At 36.7% G+C, this 26,200-nt stretch carries 26 protein-coding genes and 1 pseudogene; 18 read left to right on the top strand and 9 right to left on the bottom strand.

The features are described from left to right. Positions 1 to 25: 25 nt before the first annotated feature. Positions 26 to 310: a peptidylprolyl isomerase gene (locus GTK57_RS08905; protein ID WP_152874991.1), complete on the bottom strand. Its 285-nt coding sequence runs from the start codon at positions 308 to 310 to the stop codon at positions 26 to 28. Further along, a complete protein-coding gene (gene mutM / locus GTK57_RS08910) occupies positions 307 to 1,161 on the bottom strand; it encodes a bifunctional DNA-formamidopyrimidine glycosylase/DNA-(apurinic or apyrimidinic site) lyase (protein WP_152874990.1) in 855 nt (284 codons plus the stop codon). The genes GTK57_RS08905 and mutM overlap by 4 nt, the downstream gene beginning before the upstream one ends. A gap of 382 nt (positions 1,162 to 1,543) precedes the next feature. Between mutM and GTK57_RS08915 the strand changes: the two genes are divergently transcribed. The 4 genes from GTK57_RS08915 to GTK57_RS08930 all read left to right on the top strand — a co-directional run bounded on the left by GTK57_RS08915 (position 1,544) and on the right by GTK57_RS08930 (position 5,404). Next, positions 1,544 to 2,815 carry a carbohydrate porin gene (locus GTK57_RS08915; RefSeq protein ID WP_163122804.1) on the top strand — a complete coding sequence of 424 codons (1,272 nt, stop codon included), beginning with the start codon at positions 1,544 to 1,546 and terminating at the stop codon, positions 2,813 to 2,815. Positions 2,816 to 2,923: 108 nt separating this feature from the next. Beyond that, on the top strand, positions 2,924 to 4,033 hold the full coding sequence (locus tag GTK57_RS08920) for an NADH:flavin oxidoreductase/NADH oxidase (protein WP_163122807.1): 1,110 nt from the start codon (positions 2,924 to 2,926) through the stop codon (positions 4,031 to 4,033). Positions 4,034 to 4,127: 94 nt separating this feature from the next. Continuing rightward, the gene (locus GTK57_RS08925) at positions 4,128 to 5,060 is read left to right on the top strand and encodes an AEC family transporter (protein WP_163122810.1); all 933 of its coding nucleotides are present in this window, start codon (positions 4,128 to 4,130) and stop codon (positions 5,058 to 5,060) included. Positions 5,061 to 5,158: 98 nt separating this feature from the next. Continuing rightward, positions 5,159 to 5,404: a hypothetical protein gene (locus GTK57_RS08930; protein ID WP_163122813.1), complete on the top strand. Its 246-nt coding sequence runs from the start codon at positions 5,159 to 5,161 to the stop codon at positions 5,402 to 5,404. 89 nt (positions 5,405 to 5,493) lie between these two features. On the opposite strand, the gene GTK57_RS08935 is transcribed toward GTK57_RS08930, so the two are convergent. After that, entirely contained in the window at positions 5,494 to 6,291 is a 798-nt protein-coding gene (locus GTK57_RS08935; RefSeq protein ID WP_152874986.1) for a tetratricopeptide repeat protein, read from the bottom strand. Between the two features lie 315 nt (positions 6,292 to 6,606). After that, complete coding sequence (gene ygfZ, locus GTK57_RS08940; protein WP_163122816.1) at positions 6,607 to 7,332, bottom strand: CAF17-like 4Fe-4S cluster assembly/insertion protein YgfZ; 726 nt, start codon at positions 7,330 to 7,332, stop codon at positions 6,607 to 6,609. A gap of 259 nt (positions 7,333 to 7,591) precedes the next feature. On the opposite strand from ygfZ, the gene acnD reads away from it, so the two are divergent. From acnD to GTK57_RS08985, 9 genes and pseudogenes are all read left to right on the top strand, one after another. Continuing rightward, positions 7,592 to 10,195 carry a Fe/S-dependent 2-methylisocitrate dehydratase AcnD gene (gene acnD, locus GTK57_RS08945; RefSeq protein ID WP_152874983.1) on the top strand — a complete coding sequence of 868 codons (2,604 nt, stop codon included), beginning with the start codon at positions 7,592 to 7,594 and terminating at the stop codon, positions 10,193 to 10,195. 149 nt (positions 10,196 to 10,344) lie between these two features. After that, entirely contained in the window at positions 10,345 to 10,917 is a 573-nt protein-coding gene (gene kwaA, locus GTK57_RS08950) for an anti-phage protein KwaA (protein WP_163122819.1), read from the top strand. Next, positions 10,910 to 11,242: a hypothetical protein gene (locus tag GTK57_RS08955; RefSeq protein ID WP_163122822.1), complete on the top strand. Its 333-nt coding sequence runs from the start codon at positions 10,910 to 10,912 to the stop codon at positions 11,240 to 11,242. Before kwaA ends, GTK57_RS08955 begins: the two co-directional genes overlap by 8 nt. Further along, positions 11,223 to 11,855 carry an anti-phage protein KwaB gene (kwaB, locus tag GTK57_RS08960; RefSeq protein ID WP_163122825.1) on the top strand — a complete coding sequence of 211 codons (633 nt, stop codon included), beginning with the start codon at positions 11,223 to 11,225 and terminating at the stop codon, positions 11,853 to 11,855. The genes GTK57_RS08955 and kwaB overlap by 20 nt, the downstream gene beginning before the upstream one ends. A 79-nt stretch (positions 11,856 to 11,934) precedes the next feature. Continuing rightward, positions 11,935 to 12,114, top strand: coding sequence for a zinc ribbon-containing protein (locus GTK57_RS08965; RefSeq protein ID WP_228720302.1), 180 nt, complete (start codon positions 11,935 to 11,937; stop codon positions 12,112 to 12,114). Positions 12,115 to 12,222: 108 nt separating this feature from the next. Next, the gene (locus tag GTK57_RS08970) at positions 12,223 to 12,801 is read left to right on the top strand and encodes a DUF4126 domain-containing protein (RefSeq protein WP_152874977.1); all 579 of its coding nucleotides are present in this window, start codon (positions 12,223 to 12,225) and stop codon (positions 12,799 to 12,801) included. Between the two features lie 214 nt (positions 12,802 to 13,015). Beyond that, complete coding sequence (locus GTK57_RS08975) at positions 13,016 to 13,222, top strand: hypothetical protein (RefSeq protein WP_152875036.1); 207 nt, start codon at positions 13,016 to 13,018, stop codon at positions 13,220 to 13,222. A 77-nt stretch (positions 13,223 to 13,299) separates the two neighbouring features. Next, a pseudogene (locus GTK57_RS08980) lies at positions 13,300 to 14,022 on the top strand (hypothetical protein). Between the two features lie 112 nt (positions 14,023 to 14,134). Then, entirely contained in the window at positions 14,135 to 14,392 is a 258-nt protein-coding gene (locus GTK57_RS08985) for a hypothetical protein (protein ID WP_163122827.1), read from the top strand. Between the two features lie 547 nt (positions 14,393 to 14,939). On the opposite strand, the gene cuyB is transcribed toward GTK57_RS08985, so the two are convergent. Genes cuyB through GTK57_RS09010 form a run of 5 tightly spaced genes read right to left on the bottom strand, consistent with a single transcriptional unit; the run spans position 14,940 to position 19,357 of the window. Further along, complete coding sequence (gene cuyB, locus GTK57_RS08990; protein ID WP_163122830.1) at positions 14,940 to 15,656, bottom strand: cysteate racemase; 717 nt, start codon at positions 15,654 to 15,656, stop codon at positions 14,940 to 14,942. Between the two features lies 1 nt (position 15,657). Beyond that, positions 15,658 to 16,680: a D-cysteate sulfo-lyase gene (cuyA, locus tag GTK57_RS08995; RefSeq protein WP_163122833.1), complete on the bottom strand. Its 1,023-nt coding sequence runs from the start codon at positions 16,678 to 16,680 to the stop codon at positions 15,658 to 15,660. A gap of 17 nt (positions 16,681 to 16,697) precedes the next feature. After that, complete coding sequence (locus GTK57_RS09000) at positions 16,698 to 17,489, bottom strand: ABC transporter ATP-binding protein (protein WP_163122836.1); 792 nt, start codon at positions 17,487 to 17,489, stop codon at positions 16,698 to 16,700. Beyond that, the gene (locus GTK57_RS09005; RefSeq protein ID WP_152874968.1) at positions 17,489 to 18,268 is read right to left on the bottom strand and encodes an ABC transporter permease; all 780 of its coding nucleotides are present in this window, start codon (positions 18,266 to 18,268) and stop codon (positions 17,489 to 17,491) included. Before GTK57_RS09005 ends, GTK57_RS09000 begins: the two co-directional genes overlap by 1 nt. Positions 18,269 to 18,277: 9 nt before the next feature. Beyond that, a complete protein-coding gene (locus GTK57_RS09010) occupies positions 18,278 to 19,357 on the bottom strand; it encodes a taurine ABC transporter substrate-binding protein (RefSeq protein ID WP_152874966.1) in 1,080 nt (359 codons plus the stop codon). A gap of 416 nt (positions 19,358 to 19,773) precedes the next feature. On the opposite strand from GTK57_RS09010, the gene GTK57_RS09015 reads away from it, so the two are divergent. The 5 genes from GTK57_RS09015 (at position 19,774) to GTK57_RS09035 (ending at position 26,200) form a co-directional block, all read left to right on the top strand. Then, positions 19,774 to 20,616 carry a GGDEF domain-containing protein gene (locus GTK57_RS09015; RefSeq protein ID WP_163122839.1) on the top strand — a complete coding sequence of 281 codons (843 nt, stop codon included), beginning with the start codon at positions 19,774 to 19,776 and terminating at the stop codon, positions 20,614 to 20,616. A 78-nt stretch (positions 20,617 to 20,694) separates the two neighbouring features. Continuing rightward, the gene (locus GTK57_RS09020) at positions 20,695 to 21,360 is read left to right on the top strand and encodes a pseudouridine synthase (protein WP_163122842.1); all 666 of its coding nucleotides are present in this window, start codon (positions 20,695 to 20,697) and stop codon (positions 21,358 to 21,360) included. Between the two features lie 98 nt (positions 21,361 to 21,458). Then, positions 21,459 to 21,842 carry a hypothetical protein gene (locus GTK57_RS09025; RefSeq protein ID WP_163122845.1) on the top strand — a complete coding sequence of 128 codons (384 nt, stop codon included), beginning with the start codon at positions 21,459 to 21,461 and terminating at the stop codon, positions 21,840 to 21,842. Continuing rightward, positions 21,843 to 24,164, top strand: coding sequence for a type VI secretion system Vgr family protein (locus tag GTK57_RS09030; RefSeq protein WP_163122859.1), 2,322 nt, complete (start codon positions 21,843 to 21,845; stop codon positions 24,162 to 24,164). After that, positions 24,161 to 26,200, top strand: a complete 2,040-nt coding sequence (locus GTK57_RS09035; RefSeq protein WP_163122862.1) for a lipase family protein — start codon at positions 24,161 to 24,163, stop codon at positions 26,198 to 26,200. The genes GTK57_RS09030 and GTK57_RS09035 overlap by 4 nt, the downstream gene beginning before the upstream one ends.

Below are 26,200 nucleotides of genomic sequence, written 5' to 3' on the forward strand. Positions count from 1 at the left end.
AAAAGGAGAGGGGATCGTAAAGGGATTAGAAATCCATGCGGAATTTGATTTCTAACAAATGCCAACCAAATTGGCTTTTAATCGGACCATGTAATTCACGTTCAGCTAAAGTGAATACGGCTTTATCAATAGGCCCGACCAATTGACCTTTTTTAATATCACCTAATTCACCGCCTTTTTTTGCAGATGGGCAGGTTGAATGCTGTTTGGCAATTTTTGAAAAATCTGCACCATCCTTAATTTTCTTTTTTAGCTGTTCTGCAAGTTCTTTATCTTTCACCAAAATATGACGGACGATGGCAGACTTCATGCTTTTTTTCCTTTCATTGCTTTCTGACTCGTTATTTTAACCTTTTTCAATGGCTGACATTGAGGACAAAATGCACTTGCACGTTGTCCAAGTTTAATATTTTCTAAGGTGGTTTCGCAGTTCACACACATTTCACCAACTCGGCCATAAGCCAATAAAGTTTGTTGGAAGTAGCCATTTTCACCCATTGCATTGGTGTAATCACGTAATGTAGAGCCACCTAAATCGATGGCTTGTTTTAATATGCGCTTAATTTCAATGACCAATTTTTCAATTTGATGATGTGTAAGAGATGAAGCGGGCTGTGCAGGATGAATACCTAAATTAAATAAACTTTCAGTCGCATAGATATTTCCAACACCAACCACAACATGATTATCCATAATCGTAACTTTAATAGCGGTACTTTTACTTTTTAATTTAGAAGCTAAATATTCTGCATTAAAAGCATCACTTAAAGGTTCAGGACCTAAAGTGTCAATCAGCTTTGTTTGTGATTGATCATCTAGCCATAAAATACAACCAAAACGACGTGGATCGTGATAACGAAGTTCCATATCTTCAAATTGAATAATAAGATGATCATGTTTGCGAAGTTCATCTGTCGGTTCGCACATACGAAAACTTCCAGACATACCTAAATGCCAAAGCATTGAATCGTGCTCAAATTCAGCCAAAATATATTTGGAACGTCTAGAAAGTTTAAGAAGTTTTTGTCCAACGAGTTTTTGAATATCATTGGGAATGGGCCATCTTAAGCTTGATTGATGAACAGTCACACGAATGACTTTTTCATTTAAAAGAGGCAATAAACTTGTTTTTGTGGTTTCAACTTCAGGTAATTCAGGCATCTGATATTAAATATATGAGGATGTGACTAATATCGGGTTATCGCTTTCAGATTACAAGCTTAATTTAGATGTGCTTAAAAGAAAGTATTCATAAGTACTTAAATTATAGTAATAAATGCATAAATATATATAAAATTATACTTATTTAGCTATTCTGATTAATCGTTAAAAATAATATCAAAATTTACTAACATATTGAAAATAATATATAAATTATATTTATCATCATTTGTTTTAGTCTTTTTAGTGATTATATAAATAAAAGTATGTAAACGAATAAAAATAATGCTGAGAAAAATGAATAAAAGTTAGGTAGTTTTCACATGAATTTTGCAAATATTAGTTGTTTGTAAACAGGTATTTACCCAATCAGGTTTCAATCATGAAGAAAATTAGTTTAGCCATTTTACCAGCTGTTTTGATGTCAGTTATGGTACAAGCTCACTCAGAAGATGCTTTTGATCCGAAAGGTCAGTATATGTTTGGCGATTGGTCGGGTAAACGTACCGAACTTGCGCAAAAAGGGGTGAAGTTCGAAGCAAATATAGCAACCGATACTGCTTACTTAGCCGATGGTGGGCGTAATGAACATGCTGATCCTACTATTGCGGGTCAATTGTGGTTAGGTACAGCGCTAGATATGGAAAAATTAGCGGGTTGGAATGGCGTAAGCATTCGTGCAGTAATGACGGCACGTCAAGGTCAAAGTACAACCGTAAATGATTTACAAGATAATTCAGCGCCACAATTAGCCAATGTTCAAGCAAACTTTGGACGTGGTAATCAACAGTCTCGTTTGACAGAATTATCGATTGAAAAAAATTTTAAAGAACAAGGTCTGAGTATTAAAGTGGGTCGCTTAGGTTTAGGCATGGACTTTAATGTCATGGCTTGTGATTTCCAAAGTAATGCATTTTGTGCTGCTCAAATGGGGAAATGGCAAGGTGGAATTTGGATGAATACGCCTGTTGCACAGTGGGGCGGACGTGTTAAATATCAAGTTAATCCTGAAGTATTTGCACAAGTGGGCGTATATGAATTTAACCCAGATAACGGTAATGCAAAAGCTGAAGGACAGGGTTGGAGCTTAGATACAGATAATGCCGATGGTGTAACCATTCCTGTAGAAGTCGTATGGCAACCAAAATCATTCATTAATGGTTTAGCGGGTAGCTACCGTGTTGGTGCTATGTACAACACAGCAGATAACCCTGCAAACCAAAAAGATATTAAAACAGGCGCACCTGAAGATCGTACATTTGGTGGTTGGTTGGCAATTGAACAACAGCTCACATCTACAGGTTCGGGTAAACAAGGTTTACATAGTTTTGCTAACTTCACTTGGCATGATTGCATAACCAATAAAGTGGATAATTCACAACAAATTGGTTTGAAATATGTAGGGTTATCTGCCGCATTACCAAATGATTATGTCGGTCTTGGTGTAAACCGTGTTCACGTGAATAATCGTGTTGCAGATGTAAAACCACAATTTAATGCGAGTGCAGAATATAATATTGAATTGAACTATAGCTACAACCCAACAAAATGGTTGATGTTGCGTCCAAACGTACAATATGTGATTAACCCAGGTTCTACAAACAATGTGGATGATGCATTTGTATTAGGTTTAAGCACTAAATTTATTTTCTAAAGAATAAAAAAATCTTTAAATAAACAGGTTCTTCGGAGCCTGTTTTTTGTTTTCTGAGCTAGAATAAAATTTGAAAAAAATGAATGATTAAAAAATGAGGGGATTTGAGTGTCTTTATTATTTCAGCCGATTCAATTTGGAAAACTAAGTCTAAGCAATAAAATTATTATTGCCCCAATGTGCCAATATTCCGCAAACAATAATGGCGAAGTGACTTTTTGGCATGAACAGCAATGGGCAAAATATGCATTATCGGGTGCAGGTTTAACCATTATTGAAGCTACAGCTGTACAACCTGAAGGGCGTATTAGTCATGCAGATTTAGGTTTGTGGAATGATGATCAAGCTGAAAAAATGAAAGGGGTTTTAAATAAAATAAAAGCAATTTCACCTGCACCTTTTGCTATTCAACTTGCACATGCAGGACGCAAAGCATCTAGTGATTTACCTTGGACAGGCAAAGGGCAATTAAACCCTCAAGATGCTTTAGGATGGCAAACCGTTTCTGCAAGCGAATTGGCTTTTAATGAAGCAGATCATGTGCCACATGCATTAACAATTGATGAGATTCAAAACGTCATTGCAGATTTTGCACAAGCTGCAAAAAGAGCGGTAGATGTTGGTTTTGATTTAATCGAAATACATGCAGCACATGGCTATTTATTGCATCAATTTTTATCGCCACTTTCAAATAAGCGTACAGATGAATATGGTGGAAATTTTGAAAACCGAATTCGTCTTACTGTAGAAATATTTGAAGCCATTAAAAAAGCTGTTCCACAAGATTTTCCAATTGGTATTCGTATTTCCGCCACAGACTGGATGGATGGTGTGGATAGTTGGAATGTGGAATCTTCAGTTGAATTATCTAAAAAATTAGAAGCTTTAGGCGCTGTATATATTCATGTTTCGAGTGGTGGTTTAGACGCTAAACAGAACATAGATATTCATAGTTGCTATCAAGTGCCATTTGCACATGCGATTAAGCAAGCCGTTAATATTCCTGTTATTGCTGTTGGTCTGATTGAAGAACCAATGCAAGCAGAAGGAGTGTTACAATATGAGCAAGCCGATGCCATTGGTATTGCGCGTGGAATTTTGTATCAACCGAATTGGCCTTGGCAAGCAGCAGCCGAATTAGGCGCGAAAATTGCAGTATCTCCACAATATTTAAGATGCCAACCTCACGGTTTAAAAGATTTATTTACTTCATTTTAGTATTGAAACATCACTTTAGTTTTAAACGCCACTACGTTTTAGGACAGAATATTTCTGTCCTAAAATTTTAATATTTGGAAAGGATATTATTTTCATGATCTTTACGATAATCGGACCTATTTTCTTACTTCTAGCTTTAGGTTATTTGTCTGTAAAGTTGAATTTATTATCGAAGTTGCAAATTGCAGCGGTGGGTGCTTTTGTTATTAAAGTTGCATTACCTGCTTTGTTGTTGCAGTCACTTTCTGCCAAAGATTTACATGAAATTTGGTTTCCAGAATATTTTGCGGTCTATGGCGGTGCAACTTTTTTACTCTATATTGCTGCCTTTTTCATTCTTTCTCATTATTTTAAAAATACTAAATCTGAAACCGCCGTATTGTCTTTGGGCGCATCCATGTCGAATACGGGTTTAATTGGTGCAGCAGTATTGACCTTGTTAATGGGGCAAAAGGCGATGACTTATATATCGCTTGTTGTGATTATTGAAAGTGTATTCTTAATTCCTGCTGTTCTGGTTTTAGCTGAACTCAATATGAAGAAGAGTGGCAATGTAAATCTATTCGCCATTATTAAAAATACCGTACTGACTTTAGTGAAAAATCCCATTTTTATGGGGGTTGTCTTTGGTATTATTTTCGCCGCATTTAAAATTAAAATTCCACATCAGCTTGATCAGGTTTTATTAATGCTTGGGCAAACAGCATCACCATTGGCATTATTTGCAATTGGTGGTGGTATTGTGGGTTTAAGCCTGAAATATGTGAATCTTCAAAGTGTTTATTTGGTTATTTCAAGCAATCTTATTTTCCCATTATTGGTCTTTTTAGGTCTGACGTATTTAACAGATGTAAGCCAAGAAATGATATATACAGGAACTATTATTGCATCTTTACCTATGCCAACAATTTTCGCCATGTTGGGACAAGCTTATGGTTTAAGTGAAAAAACATTAACACCGTTACTCATGAGTACCATTGTGGGTTTCATTGTAATGAGTGGTTTAATTGCGATGTGGTGGTCTTAAATTAAAATTACAGATCTTTCTTGTTTTTGGTCGTGTAAATCTAGTGCTTTAAGTTAAACTTAGCATTGTAAATATAAGTGAAGAAGTGAGTTTTTAAGATGTTTATCAAAGGTATTAAACGCAGCTACGATAAAATTAATGCCGATGAAAGTATCGCAGATGAAGATAAAATTGATGCTTTATTAAAAACACTAGGCAAAGATTATTTGGTGAGTTCTGAAGATCGTGTTTATGTTTTTCAAAAAGATGATTTAATTGTAAAATTTGATGCAAAACATGCGCGTGCTTACCATTTTAAAGATTATGTGACGAAGGATATGAATAAACTATTTCATGGTTTTTAATCGATTATTCATCAATAAAAAACCCTTAAACTAAAATCGTTTAAGGGTTTTTTTTAACTCAAAGAATGGAAACAATTAAGTTTCGTCTATTATTTCTTTGGTGTAGCAGGCGCTTTAGTTTGTTGAGCCATTAAATTTGTTACTGCATCTAAAGCTTCTTTAGCATGAGGTACATTTTTCTCTGCAAGCATACCAAAGATTTTTTTCGCTTCAGGTAGATTTTGTTGAACCAATTTACCTGTCGCTAAAATGTTACCTACTTCCATAAGTGCAGGCACATAACCTTTTTGAGCAAGTGCTTGAATGCTATTTAAACCTGCTTTCACAGTTGCCTCTTTCTTTTCTTTCAGACCTGTATTGATGTCGTATAAAGCACGAAGATGAACGGCTTGCGGATTGCCTTTTTTCACAAGTGGATCAATCAGTTTAAGTGCTTTCTTTGTTGAAGCATCTTTATTTTCACCAAAATAAAGAGCAGCTAAGTCTACATTCGCTTCTTCAATACCTTGTTTAGCTGCTTTTTCTAAGTAGCTTTTTGCTGTGTTTGGTTCTGGCTTAACGCCTAAACCACCTGAAAGATAAGTTTTACCTAATAGATAGTTTGCAGTTGGGTAGCCTTTATCGGCAGATTGTTTGAATAGCTCAAGTGCTTTAGCATCATTTTTTGTTGTGCCTTGACCTGCTTGAGTTAAGAAAGCAAGATCATAAATTGCTTGTGCATTACCTGTTTGAGCAAGTTTGTCTAATTCTTTATATGCATCATTAAAATTCTTAGCTTTTACTAATGTTTCAATTTTAGCAAATGCAGGGTCAACTTGTGGAGCGTTGGCTGCAAGTGCAAATTGTGATGAAACAGCGATTAAACTTGCTAGAAGTATTTTTTTCATAAAATTAAAAACCTTAAATTAACGACAAATATCCAAGCTAAGTATTTGATATAAAAAGAGGGTATGGCGTTTAAATAAAAATGAATAATAAAAAGTATTCAGTGAGGAATTACTTTAGAGATATCTACCAAGTTAAATTAATGCGAAAAACTTAAAAGATTATTAATGTTATGTTTCTTAGTGTATGTTTAGCTTAAATGTTTTTACATTGTGTCCAATGTACAAGAATTAATAACAGCCCTTGAAAAATAAGGCAAAAAAAACCTCCTTTTGCAAGGAGGTTTGATTTTTCTACATATTTTGAAACATTTAGGCTTATGACTGAGGACGTGCAACATCACCATTTAATGCTTCAGGCAGGTCTAAAACAGTTAAACCTAATTCAACTAGAACTTCAGGCTTTGCAATTACCAACGCTTTATAACCACCATCTACACCAATGCTATTTACTACAGTTGTGTTTGGGCTAAGCTGAGTCGCAGATGCAGGAACATCGCCTGTACCTTGAACCAAATGTAACCAACTTTTTGGTTTTGCCTTAAACCAAAGACGCGCCACAATTTCTTGACCCAAATAACAACCTTTGTCGTAGTGAACACCTTCACGTTGATGTAAACGCATTTCTTGCGGTTGAAATAGAGCAGAAGTTGCCGTTTCAATCCATGCTTGACCCGATTCAATGGCTTGTAATTGCCAAGCAATCACATCTGTTTCTGCTGTAGCAAATACAGTGTGATTTCCCTCAATACTTGGGTAAACCACACCTGTATCTTCAAGTTTCATTTTAGAAAAAGCACCAAACTTTTTAATATGTTTAGAAAGTTCTTCGGCTAAATCTGTCGTGGTGATGATATCAAAGCTTTCAGCAGTATTTTTCTTTAACCAAAAGCCAAATTGAATACGACCTTTTAAATTACAAATTCCTGTGTATCGTGTTGTACCTTCAGCCAATTTTTCTGCATTCAATGTCACCTGACCTTGAAGGAATTTTTGTGCATCTACACCGTTTAAAGTGAAAGAGGAGAATGTCAGTACGCTCATTTTTTAATCTCTATAACAGTATCTAATACTAAAGAATGAGGTCTATTTTCCGCTATTTTTTGAAAAAAATCACATTTAACATGTCTATTCTTGTCATGAACTTAGAAAATAATAGAAAAACGCAGATTTTTAGACCTAACTTTATGAAAAATAACAAATTTGGGAAATGGTGTTTTGACAGTGTACTATGCCTTCGATGGAATGAAAAACAAGCAACAACAAAAGTTGATAAAAGATTGAATTGAAAGGCAGGTAAGCTATGAATAACAACTTCCGTAAACCACTGCAAGGCACCCAGCTAGAATATTTTGATGTACGTGAAGCCGTAGAAAATATTCAGCAAGGCGCATATGAAAAACTTCCATACACATCAAAAGTTCTTGCAGAACAATTGGTTCGTCGTTGTGACTCTGAAATTTTAGAGCAATCTTTAAAAGAACTGATTTACCGTAAACAAGATCATGATTTCCCTTGGTATCCTGCACGTGTGGTGTGCCACGATATTTTAGGACAAACGGCTTTGGTCGATTTAGCAGGCTTGCGAGATGCGATTGCGGAACAAGGTGGTGATCCATCTAAAGTCAATCCTGTTGTGCCGACACAACTTATTGTCGATCACTCATTGGCTGTGGAATATGGCGGTTTCGACCCAGATGCTTTTGAGAAAAACCGTGCTGTGGAAGACCGTCGAAATGAAGACCGTTTTCACTTTATTGAATGGACAAAAACCGCATTTGAAAATGTAGATGTGATTCCTGCGGGGAACGGCATCATGCATCAAATTAATTTAGAAAAAATGTCACCTGTCATTCAAAACCGTGGTGGCGTTGCATATCCAGATACTTGTGTAGGTACAGATTCACACACACCACATACAGATGCATTGGGCGTTATTTCAATTGGTGTAGGCGGTTTAGAAGCAGAAAACGTGATGCTTGGTCGTGCGTCATGGATGCGTTTACCTGACATTATTGGTGTAGAACTTGTAGGACAGCGCCAAGCAGGCATTACCGCAACAGATATTGTTTTAGCATTAACAGAATTTTTACGTAAAGAACGTGTAGTCGGTGCATATTTAGAATTCTTTGGCGAAGGTGCAGACAGCATGTCTGTGGGTGATCGAGCGACTATTTCAAATATGACTCCTGAATATGGCGCAACAGCAGCTATGTTCTATATCGATCAAAACACCATTGATTATTTAACGCTTACAGGTCGTGAGCCTGAACAAGTGAAGCTTGTTGAAACTTATGCCAAAGAAATTGGTCTTTGGGCGAGCGATATGACAGGCGCGGAATATCCACGTGTCCTTCGTTTCGATTTATCTACCGTTACACGTAACATTGCAGGGCCATCGAACCCACATGCACGTGTTTCAACAGCGGACTTAAAAGCCAAAGGCATTGCAGGTGTTGTCGAAAATCGTACCGATGGTTTAATGCCTGATGGTGCAGTCATTATTGCTGCCATTACATCTTGTACCAATACATCTAACCCACGAAACACCGTTGCAGCAGGCTTACTTGCACGTAAAGCCAATGAACTTGGTTTAGTACGTAAACCTTGGGTGAAATCATCTTTTGCACCAGGCTCTAAAGCTGCTGCTTTATATTTAGAAGAAGCAGGTGTTTTAAAAGATTTAGAACAACTTGGTTTTGGCATTGTGGCGTATGCATGTACCACGTGTAACGGTATGTCGGGTGCGTTAGATCCTAAAATCCAACAAGAAATTATTGACCGTGATTTATACGCAACTGCGGTACTTTCGGGCAACCGTAACTTTGATGGTCGAATTCATCCTTATGCGAAGCAAGCATTTTTAGCATCTCCGCCATTAGTTGTTGCTTATGCCATTGCGGGAACCATTCGTTTTGACATTGAAAAAGATGCGTTAGGAAACGATAAAGATGGCAATCCAATTTATTTAAAAGATATTTGGCCGTCCGATGAAGAAATTGATGCGCTTGTAAAAGTAGCAGTGAAACCTGAACAATTTAAGAAAATTTATATTCCAATGTTCGATTTGGGTGTCAATGAAAAATCTGCAAGTCCTTTATATGATTGGCGTGCGCAAAGTACTTATATTCGTCGTCCGCCATATTGGGAAGGGGCTTTGGCTGCGCCACGTACTTTAAGCCAAATGCGTCCATTGGCTATTTTGGGCGATAACATCACCACAGATCATTTATCTCCATCGAATGCGATTGTTTTAGACAGTGCTTCGGGTGAATATTTGAAAAAGATGGGCGTGCCTGAGGAAGATTTCAACTCTTATGCAACGCACCGAGGCGATCATTTAACGACGCAACGTGCGACTTTTGCCAATCCGAAGTTGTTTAATGAGATGGTGGTTCGTTCGGACGGCACAATTAAGCAAGGTTCGAAAGCCCGTGTTGAGCCTGAGGGCGAAGTGATGCGCATGTGGGAAGCGATTGAAACCTACATGAACCGTAAACAGCCTTTAATTATTATTGCAGGGAAAGATTACGGACAAGGTTCTAGTCGTGATTGGGCGGCTAAAGGTGTTCGCCTTGCAGGTGTTGAAGCGATTGTTGCTGAAGGTTTTGAGCGTATTCACCGTACCAATTTGGTAGGTATGGGTGTGTTACCGCTTGAGTTTAAAGCAGGAATTGACCGTAAAACGTTGAAGTTGGATGGTACGGAGTTGTATAGCGTGATGGGGAATATTGCACCTCGTTCGACTTTAACTTTGGTGGTAGAACGTGCCACGGTAGATGGTTTGAATGAAATTTTAGAAATTCCTGTAACGTGTCGTTTAGATACGGAAGAAGAAGTTCATGTGTATGAAGCGGGTGGGGTGTTACAACGCTTTGCGCAGGATTTTTTGGAAGGGAATGTTTAAATAATGTACCTAGCCCTCTTTTACTGAAAGAGGGTATGCATTTATTTAAAAAATAACTTGTCTATTTTAGATATGGTATTGATTTGTTACATATTTATTTATAGGTTATAATAATATTTAAATTATTATACAGGCTTGTTTGGTGGGAAATGAATAAGCTTAAACTTTATTTGGTTTCTTTGATTCTTCTATTTTTATTTTTGATCATAATAACAATAGATATACCTATTTGTTGGGGCGCTACATGCTCTTTTATTGGTTTTTATGAAATTTTTATATTAAATTGGTTTTCTATTTTTTCATTTTTATTGTTGGTTGTCAGTGTATATTTTTGGTTTCAATTTAGATATAGATTAAAAGGATCTACTAAAATTCCTTTTAAAGTGGTGAAGTCAGAAAATATAAGTTTTGAGCATTTAACGTTTTTAGCCACATATATTATTCCATTAATTAGCTTTAATTTTTCTAGTGATAAATTTAAATTAATTTTTACTCTTTTATTGATTGTCATTGGGGTTATGTACATAAAAACAAATATGTTTTATGCTAATCCTTCTTTGGCTTTAATGGGTTATTCAATCTACAAAGTCGATGCTGAGTTTAGAAGTGGTATTAAACAAGACATTATAGTTTTGAGTCTGAATAAAATAAAAGAAGACTCTGTAGTTACGTATATTGAGCTTGATGATAATATTTATTTTGGGAAGGTTGTGAATGAGTAGAGTTGATTTAGAGAATCAAGTTGACGACATATTAAGTGATGAGAGTTCAGTAGCATGCTTGTACGCTATTTTATTCAATAATAATAAATATAAAATTAAAGAAATAGAGGTAGATCCTGATATTCAAAGTTCTATTAAAGATCTATTTAATTCATCATTAAGAGACTCTTATATATTTAACTCTGATGCAGTACTAAAAAATCTTACTGAATGTGATGATAGAAAAAATATTATTTGTAAAGTTGATTGTGATTTAGGTGAATCATTCAATATGCTTTCAAACCTAGATGGTTTAGATAGTGTTAATGAGGTCTTTAATCGCTGATAGCGAAATCGAGCATTTAAGAGCATTTATTATTGATATAGGATCACAAAATAAGCAGTTATTGATATATAAGCATGTATATCCACTAGAAATTTTAAAAAAAACTAGATTTTCTGTAACTTTTAAGAATAAAAGAATGAAGAAATTTACAGATCAACTTTTGACAATTAGTCCATCATTTCAAATGATACGTTTAGATGGATCAACATATGTTATAGATATTCCATTTATTGAGAAAAATGCAAAATTTAAATTATTAACAAAAGAGAAAGCAACGCAAGCATGTAACGTGATTTCCACAGTATCTTGGATATTAAATGCTGAAGCTTTTGAAGAGCTAGTGGATGATATGAGTTTTGCTCGGAAGTTAAGTAAAATATCTGCAGAATCTCCAGTGATAAAAAAGAATATTAGTAGTGAGAAGATCATAGATTTTTGTAAAAACTTCCCATCTGTTAAAGGCAAAATACGTTTTAATGATGATGAAACGAAAATTCTCTTGGATACGAAAGTATCAAAAAATATAGTGTTGAAGATATTTTTAGATGACATGTTGAAGTCTGAGTTAACAGAGTCTCATTATGAGAGTGTTGCAAAGGATAGTGTTGATTAATACTCCGATAAATCCTTCGCCTTTCTGACATCATCATTAGACTAAATGGCTAATTGAAAGTCATAAAGTTTCGGTTATAGTGGTTTCACCATTTCTAAAAACAAGGAGAGCAAAAATGGTTCAAGCTGGTCAAAAACCTGGCACAGGCTTCTATTTTTGTGTGCAATGCGGACACCGCACCTACTTAGAAATTGGTACAGACCGATTACCCCCGTGTACCAAATGCCATGGCGTTCAATTTAACAATAAGAACACCTAAGCAACACACATAAAACAGCACTCACTGTTTTAAATAAAAGCCCTATCACCCGATGGGGCTTTTTTGATAACGTATAACAACAGCAAAATAAAAACAAAGGAACACCACATGGAAACCATACTCGGCTTATGTATAGGCATTGGACTTAGCGCAGCATGCGGATTCCGCGTATTCGTACCACTATTAGTTATGAGTATTGCATCACTTGTAGGATGGTTCGAACCCATGAAAGGCTTCGAATGGCTCGCAATGCCATCGGTATGTATCGCACTTGCAGTTGCAACAGTCTGTGAAATAGCCGCTTACTACATACCGTGGGTAGACAACATGCTAGACAGCATAGCAACCCCCGCAGCCATGATTGCAGGCACACTTACCACAATGGCAGTCAGTTCAGGTGAAATGTCACAGTTCGCAAGTTGGGCATCGGCAATAATTGTAGGTGGTGGAACAGCAGGCGCAGTACAAATGAGTACCGTAGCAGTTCGTGGCGTATCTACCGCAACAACAGGTGGCGTGGCAAATCCATTGGTTTCAACAGGCGAATGGATTGGCGCAATTCTATTGTCAATTTTGTCATTCCTTGTGCCTGTATTGGTGGTTATTCTTATCATTGTACTGGCTATATTTGCAGTAAGATGGTTCCGAAATAAAAAGACCAATATTGAACATGAACCGATAACTTAATGCCAATAAACGTAAAAAATACAATTTATTTGAGGTTTAATCACTCAAAATTAAAAAGACCAAGCCGTTTAAAAAACAGGCGAAATAGTGTTTGATTTTTATGTATAAAAGGCATATTTTTAGTATGTGATTAATAAAACCATAATTGTTTTATGGGATTTATATCTATTTGTTCGTATTTGAACTTTTTAAGTTTTGGGGGCTAAAAATGCAAATGATAAAATTTATAGTCGATGAAAAACCTGCTGCAAATGGCGTAAATAAAATACATAATGGAACAACAGGTTGTGAAGATTTACCTAAGTTTCAAGATCAAATACTAATAGGGTATTTTGCAAATTTCGAGCTTGCCTATAAACGCGCAAGAATGAATTGGCCAAGAGAGAAAGTCGAAGCCTGTGAAAAGTGTTGTAATTTATAAATAAACTACATATTGAAACCCACCAGAGTGTGGGTTTTATTTATATTAAATTGACTTGGTATATTGAAAGAATTTTAATGATAAAAATGAAAAAGATTACAGCAGGCATTTTAATTTCATCTGCTATTTTTGCAGGACAAATGGCATTTGCAGAAACATCTCAACAAAAACAGCAAACGCTTAGCCCCGAAGAAATTAAACTTCAAAAAGATAAAATTAAATACAAAGCCTATATTCCCCAAAGCTATACCTTATTTGAAGCCATAGAAGGCGATTTAAACAAAGACGGTCAAAAAGACTTGGTTCTTATTGTGAAAGGAACGGACTCAAAGCAATGGATTGATGATGAATATAGAGGAAGACTTGACTGAAACCGCCGTGGAATTTTGGTATTTTTAAATCAAAATGGTAGCTATAAAAAAGTAGTGCAAAACCTCAGTAGTTTTTCATCTGAAAATGAAGATGGTGGCGTTTATTTTGCACCTGAGCTGAGTGTGGAAATTATTAAAAATAAACTTTTTGTAAATTATGGACATGGTCGTTATGGATGGTGGGGCTATAGTTTTAGACTAGAAAATAATGATATGCGCTTAATTGGTTATGAAAATTCAAGTAATCATGGTCCTTATATTTCAAGTGAAACGAGTGTTAATTTATTAACAGGGAAAAAGCTTTATCGTAAAAATATGAATGAAGATGATGAAGAAAATCCACGATTTAAAGAAACATGGTCTAAAGTAAGTTTAGCCCCCATTTATTTATCTAAAATTAAAGACTTTGATGAATTACTTGTAGATTAAATTTGTACGTATCATCTAAGAAAAATTAAATAAATGGCTTAAAAATTGCTTTCTAAAAAGTGTATTTGGCTTTTAACAATTCAGTATATTTCAACGAAAATAGTAGATAAAAATGGAAAATGTAGAAACTTTAGAAAAAGCACCTTTACCCAAAAAAGCGCATTTACTTGCAGGTTGGCCACTTTTACTTATTTTAGTTGGTGGGGCAATTGGTGGAGCTTTTGCCGGACTTGCTTATGTAATCAATATTAAAATTTATCAGTCTTCATTAAGTAAAATGCAGAAAATTTTGGCAAATTTACTCTGTGGTATGTCGGCTATAAGCTTGTGGTGGTTTATTGCAACATGGGTACAAAGTACAATTTCTTAAAAAATGAATAAGATTGATTTTCTACAAAAAATCTTCATTCAATATATGTAAATGTAGAGTGTAAAAATTCCTGAATAAGCATCATTAAACAGATAGAAAAATCTTAATTTGATGCTTATTGGGAAATATTTTCTATTATTTAATAATTGGTGAAAATATTTTTTATGAATTAAAAAAAATAGCGCATCTTAGGAAATTAATTTCAAGCACCTTTGGCTACTATATATCTCAAGGGTGTGACGGGAATCGAAAAGAGTAGCATGCTGTGAGCGGCGCAAAACGCGAGTGCAGTACTTACCCAAAAGGTCTCGATTCGACTTAGGACGCTATAGATCACAAGTTTATAGGCTATAAGATCATAATTTACAAAGTCATGATAGTTGAAGTAAACAAACACTGTTTTTCCCAACACCCTAAAAAATTTTCAGAATAAAATATAAAAATAATTTTTCAATTGACCATTCTAAACTCATCAAACTCTCTTCAAATTAAGTAATTAAATAAAAGCCCTCACGGATGAGAGCTTTTGAATAAACCTTTTTAGAATTTATTTTTGGTAGTACCAAGCAACACAAGCATCTGCCAAAATTTGTGTAGTATCAAAACATACATTTAAAATGGGTGAGTTGATTGCATGTAATCCTAAAGGAATTTCTGTACACGCCAAAATAATCGAGTTTGCACCTTGGTCTATTAAACGCTGACTTAAATCTTGAAAAACAACACCTGCTTTTTCCACTTCATTACGTTTTACCGCATAAACAGCAGGCATAAATTCTTCTTCAATTTCTTGGTCAGAATTGATGACAAAAGGAATGTCATATTTGCTCAATTCACGCTGATATAACTCAGTTGAAAGTGTGCCTTTGGTTGCTAAAATTCCAACTTTATCGCCAGTTTTATAGCTTTTTAAAATCTGTTGTACGGTAATTTCAACCATATTTAAGATTTCAAGCGCAGTTTGCTGTTGTAAATCTGCGTGCCAAAAATGCGCCGTGTTGCAAGGAATAGCGATTTTAGATACGCCACTGCGTTCTAAAATTTTTAAACCATGTAGCATTGCATTGAGCGGGCTTTCACCACGTTTTTTTAAAGCAAGTTGTCGGTCAGGAATTCCCCCATGATTCCAAACAATTGTTGGAATATGCTCCTGATCTTTCGTTGCAGGGCTTGCATCGAGCAGGCGCTGTTGAAAATCAACTGCTGCACCTGGCCCCATGCCACCCAATATACCTAATGTAGGAAGTTCTGAAAAATCAGTCATCTTACAAACGGTATGCATCTTGGTTTGAGAAAGTAGAACGGTAGCCAAATAGACCAACTGAACCACCTGTATGAAGGAAAATCACTTTGTCATCTTTAGTGAAATGACCTTGGCGAATAAGACCCACTAAGCCTGCAAAACCTTTACCTGAGTAAACAGGGTCAAGCAAAATACCTTCTGTGCGAGCAAGTAGTTCTACAGCTTCGACCATACTATCTGTTGGAATGCCGTAGCCATCGCCTACATAGTCGCTGTTTGCTACAACTTTTTCACGTGCAACTAAGTCTGCATTTAAACCTAAATGTTCTAAAGTTGCGCGTGCAAGTTTATAGACATTTTCTTCTTGTTTAGATTTTTCAGCACGAACTGAAATACCTAAAACAGGTAGGTTTGAGTTTGTTGCTGCAATGCCTGCCAATAAACCTGCTTGAGTACCTGTACTGCCTGTTGCATGTACAAGGTGAGTTGGTACAAGTTGAATTTGGTTGAGTTGGTTGATGAGTTCAATTGCTGTAGATACATAACCTAAAGCACCAATAGCATTTGAACCACCGCCTGGAATGATATAAGGGCGTTCGCCTTGTGCTTCTAGTTCTTTGGCTTTTGCTTCTAAAGCCGCAGCCATGTCTGTGCCACCAGAAACAACTTCAATAGATGTTGCACCTAAAATTTCATCAAGCAGTAAGTTACCGTTGTTGTAGTATTCAGAAGCGCCATCGCCAACACGTTGTTCTAAAATAACAGATGCTTTTAAGCCAAATTTGTTTGCAGCAGCAATAGTTTGACGGACGTGGTTAGATTGAGTTGCACCTTGAGTCAGTACGTGTGTCGCACCTTTTGCAATTGCATCGCCAATTAAGAATTCTAATTTACGTGTTTTGTTACCACCTGTTGCAAGACCAGTTGCATCGTCACGTTTAATATAAATTTCAGGACCACCTAACGCTTTAGTTAGGTTTGGTAAAAACTCAAGAGGAGTAGGCGCGTGAACAAGTTTAACGCGTGGTAAATGACTTAATAACATAGCAGTGTCCTGTGGTCTTAGTGTACGTAATCAATCATGCGACTTACTTCTTTACGCATGATTTCTAAAATATGTTTTTTGGTTTCAATAAATTCTTGCTGTGGCGTAATGTTTTCAATAGTACGAGCACGTGGCAAATTGACTTGAATATCTTCTGCAATACGCCCAGGGTGTCCCGCCATTAAAATAATGCGATCTGCCAAAAGTAGTGATTCATCGATATCGTGAGTGACAAACAAAACGGTGGTTTTATTGTCTTGCCAAAGTTTGGTTAATGTTTCCTGCATCAGAATTCGTGTTTGTGCATCGAGTGCGCCAAAAGGTTCATCCATGAGCAGAATTTTAGGTTTCATCACCCATGCACGGGCTAGGGCAACACGTTGTTTCATGCCACCTGAAATTTGCCAAATACGGTGATTTTCAAACTTCTTTAAACCTGTTTTTTCAAGATAATATTCGGTTTGTTCCGTAATATGTTTTGCATCTGCTTTTGATTGTTTCAGTGGAAATTGAATGTTCTCTTTCACCGTTAGCCATGGGAAAAGTTGTGCTTGTTGGAATACAACAGCACGGTCAATTCCCGGACCTGAAATGCTTTCACCATCGACAAAAATATTGCCTTGGGTCGGGTGTTCAAAACCAGCAAGCAAATTCAAAATAGTCGATTTACCACAACCTGATGGTCCAAGTAAGCAAACGAATTGACCTTCAGAAATCTGTAAATTGATATCTTCAAGAACGGTGTTTTCTGTTTTGTTTTGCTTAAATGTTTTTTGAACATTATTCAGCTGAATAAATGATTGAGTCATTATGCTTTTCCTGTCCAAGGTGCCCATTTTTGTTGTGCTTTCACAATCAGCCAATCTAAAATAAAGCCAATTGTGCCAAGTAAAATAATGCCGACAATCACCACATCTGTTCTTAAATAAGAACCTGCATTAATGATCATCCAACCTAAACCTGAAGTTGCTGCAACCATTTCCGCTGCAATAAGTGATGTCCAGCCAATACCAATAGACAAGCGAATTGTGGTAAAAATTTCAGGAAGTGAAGACGGTAAAATCACACGAAATAAAATTGATGTTTTACCTAAGCCCATTGTTTGTGCAGCTTGAATAAGACCATGTGACACGTTTTGACTTGCGGCTGTTGCACCTACAATGACACTTAAAAATGTGGCAATAAAAATAAGGAAGAATTTAGATTCTTCGCCAATACCAAGCCAAACGACAACAAGTGGAATAAGGGCGATTTTAGGAATTGGGCGTAAGAATTGTACGAAAGGATCTAAAATAGCATTCAGTACAGGACTACGACCCATCAATAAACCTAAAGGAACACCAATAATGATGGCCACGAAAAATGCAAAAAATGCACGTGCCGTACTCACTAGAATGTGTTGATAAAACGGAGCATCTCGGTAACCGTTTTGGAATAAATCTAAAACTGTATCTACAATTTGAAGTGGAGAGGGCAATAAAATGGGTGACACAAGTTTGAATGTACACGCAAGTTGCCAAAGAAATACAAAAGTGATGAGTGACAATGCACTGATCACTTTTGCTTTAAACGGGTTCAACTGAATCATCCTATAACCTTATTTTGTCGCTTCAATAAGGTATTTGCTGTTGATGTTTGGCGCATAGCTCTTAGGTACATCGGACTGTTTTAACTCGCCAATCCCAACTAAAAACTTAGAAATATCGAGTGCTGCTTTGGCAATACCTGAATTTTCATCATTTGGTGTAGCACCTAAGTATTTCTCAGTTGCTTGATCTTTCAATGGAATATAGTCGATACCTGCAAGTGTTGTTTCAACTTGTTCATATGGAAGACTTAAGTATTTAGAAATTTTTTCAGAAGCCGCTTTAGGGTCTTGCTTATACTCATCTACTTGTTCTTGATAAGCTTTTAAGAACTTAATCACAAGATCAGGATGTTTCTCTGCAAACTCTTTGCGAACAGCAAAGTTGTTATAAACTAAAATACCTTGTTCATTAAGTGTTGTAGTACGGTAAATTTCTTTACCACCTTGTTTTTCTAGCTGTTGAGTAAATGGTCCCCAAACATAGGCAGCATCGATGTCACCACGTGTCCATGCCGATACAATTTCAGCAGGTTTAAGTGGTAATAATTGAATTTTTGATTTATCAATTTTTTCCAATGCTAAGGCTTGTTCTAAAGCATATTGCGCTGTTGAGTTTGCAGGGAAAGCCACTTTTTTACCGACTAAATCTTGTAAGCCTTTAATTTCAGGACGAACGATTAAGCGTTCTGCGCTAGAAATAAGACCTTCTAAACCAATGACTTCAATTGGTAATCCACGTGTGATGCCTGCAACGGCTGGGCTTGAGCCAAAACGTGCAATATCAATTTCATTTGCAGCGAAATAGTTAATTACGTCTGCACCAGAAGCAAATTCAACCCATTTGATTTTAGTACCTAGTGCTTTTTCAAAATCACCATCTGCTTTACCTAAAACCCAAACACGAGGACCACCACCCCATGCAAAACGCACTTCTTTTGGTAATTCTGCAGATGTCGTAGGAGCAGATGCATCTGCTTTAGTTTCAGTGTTTTGTTGTGCGTTGTTGCCACAGCCAACTAAAAGTGCTGAGCTTAGAATTCCCACAGACAAAGCTAAATTTTTTAAATTAAGATGAGTTGTATTAAGCATCTCTATTTCCAGTATTTTTGAAATTTTCTCGATCTTAATGAGATATTGTGATTAATAAAAATATGAAAAAATGGAATAGATATATTAAAAAATGAAGTTATATATATGAATAAAAACGAATTATTTATATGTAAAAGCGTAATAAATTTACTATATGGTTAAAAGCCTTGCTGTGGTGCACTTTTAATATTGATTTGACCAATAAGCTGAATAAAAAATAATCCAAAAGTATATTTATAATAAATTCGCATTTGATAAAAATAAATAAAATTGAGTGTTCATTTTTATCAAGTTTAGAGGCTGACGGATATGGAGAGAACACCAACTATACGATGAAATACTTTTGATTATTATCAACTATTTATGATAAAAATAAGGGTGTAAAAATCTAATTCTAAGACGTCAGGAGATGCGTAATGATGATTAAGCTTGAAAGAATGCTTTCAGGGCGCGCATTCACTCGACGACTTATTATCATCTTATCCATACTTGTTATGGGATGGATTGACCTTGCAACAGGTTATGAATATTCTTTTGCTGTTTTTTATTTAATTCCTGTCTCTATTGCAGCTTGGTACGACACACCCAAAGTTACCATATTCACAATATTAGCAGCAGGTTGTACGTGGTTATATGCAGACTTTGGTTCGGGACATCAATATACACAGTCTTTTACACCGTATTGGAATGCATTTGTGCGTTTAGCCTTTTTTAGTGTTGTGGCTGTTTTGCTGTTTAAGGTTCGTAGCAATTTAATTGAAATGACCAAAATGGCAATGAAAGATAGTTTAACGGCTTTAAGCAATTCCCGTGCATTTCAAATGCAATATGATGATATTCGACGTAAATCACATAAATCTTCACAGACTTTTGCTGTTGGGGTAATTGACCTAGATGGCTTTAAAAAAGTAAATGATTCGTTGGGACATACAAAAGGTGATGATGTGCTCGTAGAATTTGCTCAAGTTTTGAAAAATTCTACAAGAAGCTCAGATGTTGTTGCACGTATGGGCGGTGATGAATTTATTATTATTCTTAAAAATACAGATGCTAAAGGCGCTGAAGACTATGCCATGCGTTTACGTAGAAAGTTTGAGGAAAGTGGTTTAAAAGCTCAATGTGGTGTCGATTTTAGTATGGGCATTAGTATATTTGAGCATCTTCCTGAAAACTTAGATGATGCAACACACCAAGCAGATTTATTGATGTATAAAGCCAAAGAACTTGGCAAATCTCAAACCACAATTCAATGGGCTTAATAACAGTTATAGCTGAAAGATTGACAGCCGAAAAGCATCTTGTTACTTTGCGGTTTTTCCTCCCGATGCTGTAATTTCATGCCTTTAGACGACAAATTTGTATATATGCCTCCGCAAGAACCACTTTCTATTGTCTATGAAGATGATGATTTGGTGGTGATTGAAAAACCTGCGGAATTGTTGTCTGTTCCTGGGCGATTACCTGAACATCATGACAGTGCTTATTTACGTGTTTTGGAGAAATATCCAAATGCGAAAATCACGCATCGTTTAGATATGGCGACCTCGGGCATTTTAATGTTTGCCAAACATCGTGATGCTGAAGTTGCTATTAGTAAGATGTTTCAAGCGAGAACTGTAACGAAGAACTATATTGCTTTGGTTCAAGGGAAACTTGAAGGTGAGGGAAGTGTAGACGTTCCTTTAATTACAGATTGGGAAAATCGTCCGCGTCAGATGGTGCATTTTGAGTTAGGGAAATCTGCAAAAACGCTGTATCAAGCCTTGGAATATAATGTAGAAGAAGATATTACGCGTGTTTTATTGACACCAATTACAGGGCGTTCACATCAACTGCGTGTGCATATGATGCATATTGGTCACCCGATTACAGGCGATAAAATTTATCATCCTGAGCCTGAACGAAGTGTATTAAATAGAATGGCATTACATGCAAGTTATTTGGCTTTTACTCAGCCTTTGAGTGGAATGGAAGTTGAAATTAAAGGGAATGTACCTTTTTAGATTTTTTGTGAATGAATGTGAAAAGTGTGATGTATTTTACATTTATAAGCAAACACATTAAGTTAGTGAGGAATAAAATGTAAGCAGAAAATATAACAATGACCCATCAAATAACAATTAAAGGCGAAGCTTTGCCTGTAAGTATGTTTGGCACCCCATATTTTTGGTTCGACTCTTTAACGGGCGTAGAAAAACTAAATGAACTCTTTGAATACCAACTGATAGTAAAAATACGAGATGAATACGGTAATCCTGCCCACGGATATATGGGATTAGAAGGCTATATTTCACCAGAACAAGCAAAAAACAGTGGCACACCCGCATCAGACTTAAACCTGCAAAGTTTAATAGGTACAGAACTTACGATCTGTATGCGCCTAGATGGCTTAAAACTCGATATCTCCCAACTGAGCGAAATTAACAACTTCAACCAAGACCACACCTACCAAAATAGCATCAATGGGGCAAGATACTTCCGATGAATGGTGAATAAGGTCGAAGTCCTTCCCGTACGTAACCGCCATGCCTGCTATAAAATCACCCTAGTACCATGGCTGTGGCTCCTGACAAAAACCACGAACTACCGTATTTACCAAGATGAATCAGTCACCACGATTCTTGAAGACATATTACAAAAATATCCATACCCCGTTGAATACCGCATTAGTGGCAACTTCATAGGACTTGACTACCAAGTCCAATATGGAGAGAGCGACTTTGACTTCATTAGCCGACTCATGCAAGAACACGGAATAAACTACCACTTCGAACACAGCCACAACGAACTCACCCTCGTGATTTCCGACCACAACTCCTCCTTTAAACCCATGCAAGCCGAAGGCTACCAACAGCTAGACATTTACCCACCGAACCAACGCTTTCCCAATAAAGCCGAATACATCGAGTTTTTTGAACCTGCCCAACAACTGGTGAGTGGCAAAGTCTACTTAGGCGACTACCAATTCAAAACCCCACAACTCAAACAAATTGCAGAAGAACAATTTATGTGGGAACACCTGCATGCAGAAAACGAAATATACGAATGGAACCAAGGGGACTATTTCGATGCCAAAGAAGGCGGACAAGACAAAGCACGACAATACATAGAACGCATTTACCAACACGGCTATAGAGCACAAGGTAAAGGACACCTCAAAGGACTACAAACAGGCTTTAAGTTTGAATTGAATAACCATCCAAATAGCCAATCTAATGGTGGATGGATTGTATTAGGCACACAAACAACTATTCAAGACATTAGCCAAGAACAAAACACCAACCAATATTACGACTCCAATGTCGAATTCATCGTACAACCCGATGAACAAGTACTACGGCCAGAAAGAGTTGTAGACAAACCTACAGGCCGACCACAAACAGCGATTGTAGTTGGCCCAGAAGGAGAAGAAATCTATACCGACCAATACGGACGAGTACGGGTTAAATTTCATTGGGACAGAACAGACAAAGATGACAGACACAACCCCTACAACAACAGCAAACCCGAAAAATATGACAAAACCAATACCTGTTGGTTACGCGTATCTACAGCATGGGCAGGACACAACTACGGCACGATTCATATTCCACGTATAGGACATGAAGTCATTATTGACTTCTTCAATGGTGATCCTGATATGCCATTTATATCTGGACGCTTAACCAACCCCGACAACATGCCCGTATGGAACTTACCGTCACAACAAGCTTTGAGTGGAATTAAATCCAAAGAATTTAAAGGCAGTGGATCGAATCAATTGGTGATGGATGACACGCCAGGTAACTTACAACTGCACCTAAAAAGTGACCATCAATCGAGTGAACTGAATCTAGGACACATTATCCGCATCCCCGATTCAAGTGGACGTAAAGACTTTCGAGGAGAAGGTTTTGAGTTAAGAACAGATGGACATGGCGTGGTGCGGGCAGCGAAAGGGTTAATTATTTCAACTTATGCAAAGGAAAAAGCAGAAAGTTATGTAAAAGATATAAAAGAAATCATTGGGGTTGTGAGTACAGCCGTTAAGCAACAGAAGACATTAATAGCGAGCGCTATTAAACATAAATCGGTCGAAAGACGTATAGATGGAACCGTATGGCAAAAACTAGATGCACAGTATGAAACATTAAAGGGCGATTCAAATACAAAGTTTTCGGAGTTAAGTAAAAGTCATGTATTACTCAGTAGTGAGCAAGATGTTGTAATTACAAGCCCCAATACGACACATATTGCAACGAATGATTTTGCAGTGACAAGTAGTGAAGATACAACATTTTCTATTGCAAAGCAGTTCATTGTAAATGCTTCTCAAGGGCTTCGTCAGTTTGTACAAGCGGGCGGTATTAAACTTATTTCAGCATTAGGAAAAATTGAAATACATTCTCAAGAAGATGATACAGAGATTGTTTCGGAAAAAGATATTAATTTAAGAGCAAAAAAAACAATAGAAATAAATGCTTTTGATGAAGCAATTATTAATGCGGGTGGAAGCTATTTAAGAATTAGCGGAAATGGTATTGAGTTTGGTACGCCAGGTAACTGGACTGTATTTTCAGCAGATCAAATCTTTGCAGGACCTAAAAATATGGCACAAATGTTTAATGAAATGCCAAAAAGTGATTTCGATCAGGAGTTGTTTTTAACGTTGCCAAATGGAACGCCTGCCAAAAAAGTTAAATATGAAATACACCATGCAGATGGCAGTATTATTACAGGCATAACTGATGAACTAGGCAATACACAAGTACAAAAATCAAGATGTTCAGCAAATTATAAAGTTAAAATTTTAGGTAAAGCAGAATGAATAATGAAAATATAAATGAAAAAACTGGTAGGCAAGTCGTAGAAGTTAATGATGGTAATATTAATGTTCATGTAACAGCTATACTCGATAGCATAAGACTGGAAGCTGTAATTAAGCCTTATTATATACCTGTAATATTTTTGCCCGGTATTATGGGAAGTGGTTTAAAACTTTTAGGTGGTGAAAAAGAGAAATATAAGAAATTTAAAGAAAACTTATGGAAACATACAGTAGATATTGATACCCCAAATGGTATTTCGAATCAAGCAAAACTTAAAGCGGAAGTTAAGGCAATTATTCAATCTGGTTTGTCAGATAAGTCTGCAAAAAGTTGGCCTATATATAAAATAAGCAGTTTAGCTTCTAAGTATTTATGGAGAGGTGCGAGTACACGGCAAAAATTTTTAAATCCAGAGAAAACAACTGTAGATTATTTCCCTAAGGACGCTAAAGGACCTGGGATTTTTTCTAAAGTTGATAAAGATTTGGATTTGGCCATCGCTATGATGAGAGGGTGGGGATCACTTTCAGAAGATTACTGGGACTTTTTAACTCCGTTGCAACAAACTTTAGATGCTTTGGGAGCACAACAACAAAAATTATTTTCTGAAGAAAATGGTTTAAGTTCACAAGAAAATAAGAGCGTTTCGAGCAAATCAGAGGAAGCAGAAAAAACTTCAAAAGAACGAGATATTTGGCAAATTTTACAAAGTGCAGGTTTAGAAAAACAAGCATTTTCAAGTTTAACTCCAAACGCAACACAAAATGGTAAGCAAGCTTTTTTTGGTAAAGAAAGTCCTAAAGCGTTAACAGAAGATGAAGTTGCACATGCACGTTGTTATAACTTTGTGGTATTTGCTGCGGGGTATAACTGGTTAAATTGTAATGCTGTATCTGCACATGGTGGAGAGCGTGTAGTTGAAAATGGACGAGATAATTACAATGGTGATGACTGCATAATTAATGTGGTAGATAAAGTTTTAACCAATATGCAAGAAATTGACCCAACGTGTAAAAAAGTGATATTGGTTACGCACTCTATGGGTGGCTTAGTTGGCCGAGCATTTCAAGCCAAGCATGCAGACAAAGTATTAGGTGTAGTACATGGCGTATTACCTGCTACAGGGGCTGCTACCATGTACAAACGTATGCGAGCAGGTTTTGGCAACAAAGAAGCTAGTGGATTAAAAGCAAGCGCTACCAGTTCTGTTTTGGGAAATACCGCGACTGAAGTTAGCGCAGTGCTCACACATTCGGTAGGGGCTTTAGAGCTTGCACCTTCAGACAGCTATGGTGAAGCTATAGTCAATACTCAGCTACAAAAAACTTTAACCCAGCCCAATACAAGCAATTATAAACAATGGCTACAAGTGAGTAATGGCATAAAAACCGCACTTTCACTGCCCAAAAAAGACCCATACGCAGAAATTTATACTTCCAATAAGTGGTATGGTTTGTTGCCAGACTATAAGCCAGATACAGTAGACGGAAAACCCTTAGAAAATAAAAGGGTCGACCCATGCGGAGAGTTTAATTATAAAGATGGTGATAGTGGAAACCCATTAAGTGATCGAGAATACTTTATTAAAAATGTAGAAAAAGCTAAAGAATTTCATACCAGTTTAGTGACTAAAGGCAATTATCACCCTGTAACTTATGCCAGTTGTGTGGTCGATGCGGTAGGAGAGTTTCAAGCCTTTGGTAGGGTGGTGTATGAAACAAAGCGTACGCAAGCCAGTATTGCCGAAGGAACATGGCAGCTGATTAGCGATACTGAAAAGGGGGATATTCTTCTGTATCAACAGCAAACACAGCTGAATATTGACTTACATATACAACACCGTAGTGATGCAGGCGACGAAACTGTGCCAGGTATTTCAGGTATGGCACCTGCGCCTTATGTGAAAGAACTGTGGCAACAGGCAGATGGTGAACATGTACACCAAAACTCTTGGTCTGCACCTTCTGCATTGGCATTTGCGACCTATGCCATTACTAAAATTATTCAGCAGGATGCACGCGCCAAGGAAGAATAA

This window comes from Acinetobacter portensis, assembly GCF_010646905.1.
In the GTDB taxonomy this organism is placed as follows: Bacteria; Pseudomonadota; Gammaproteobacteria; order Pseudomonadales; family Moraxellaceae; genus Acinetobacter; species Acinetobacter portensis.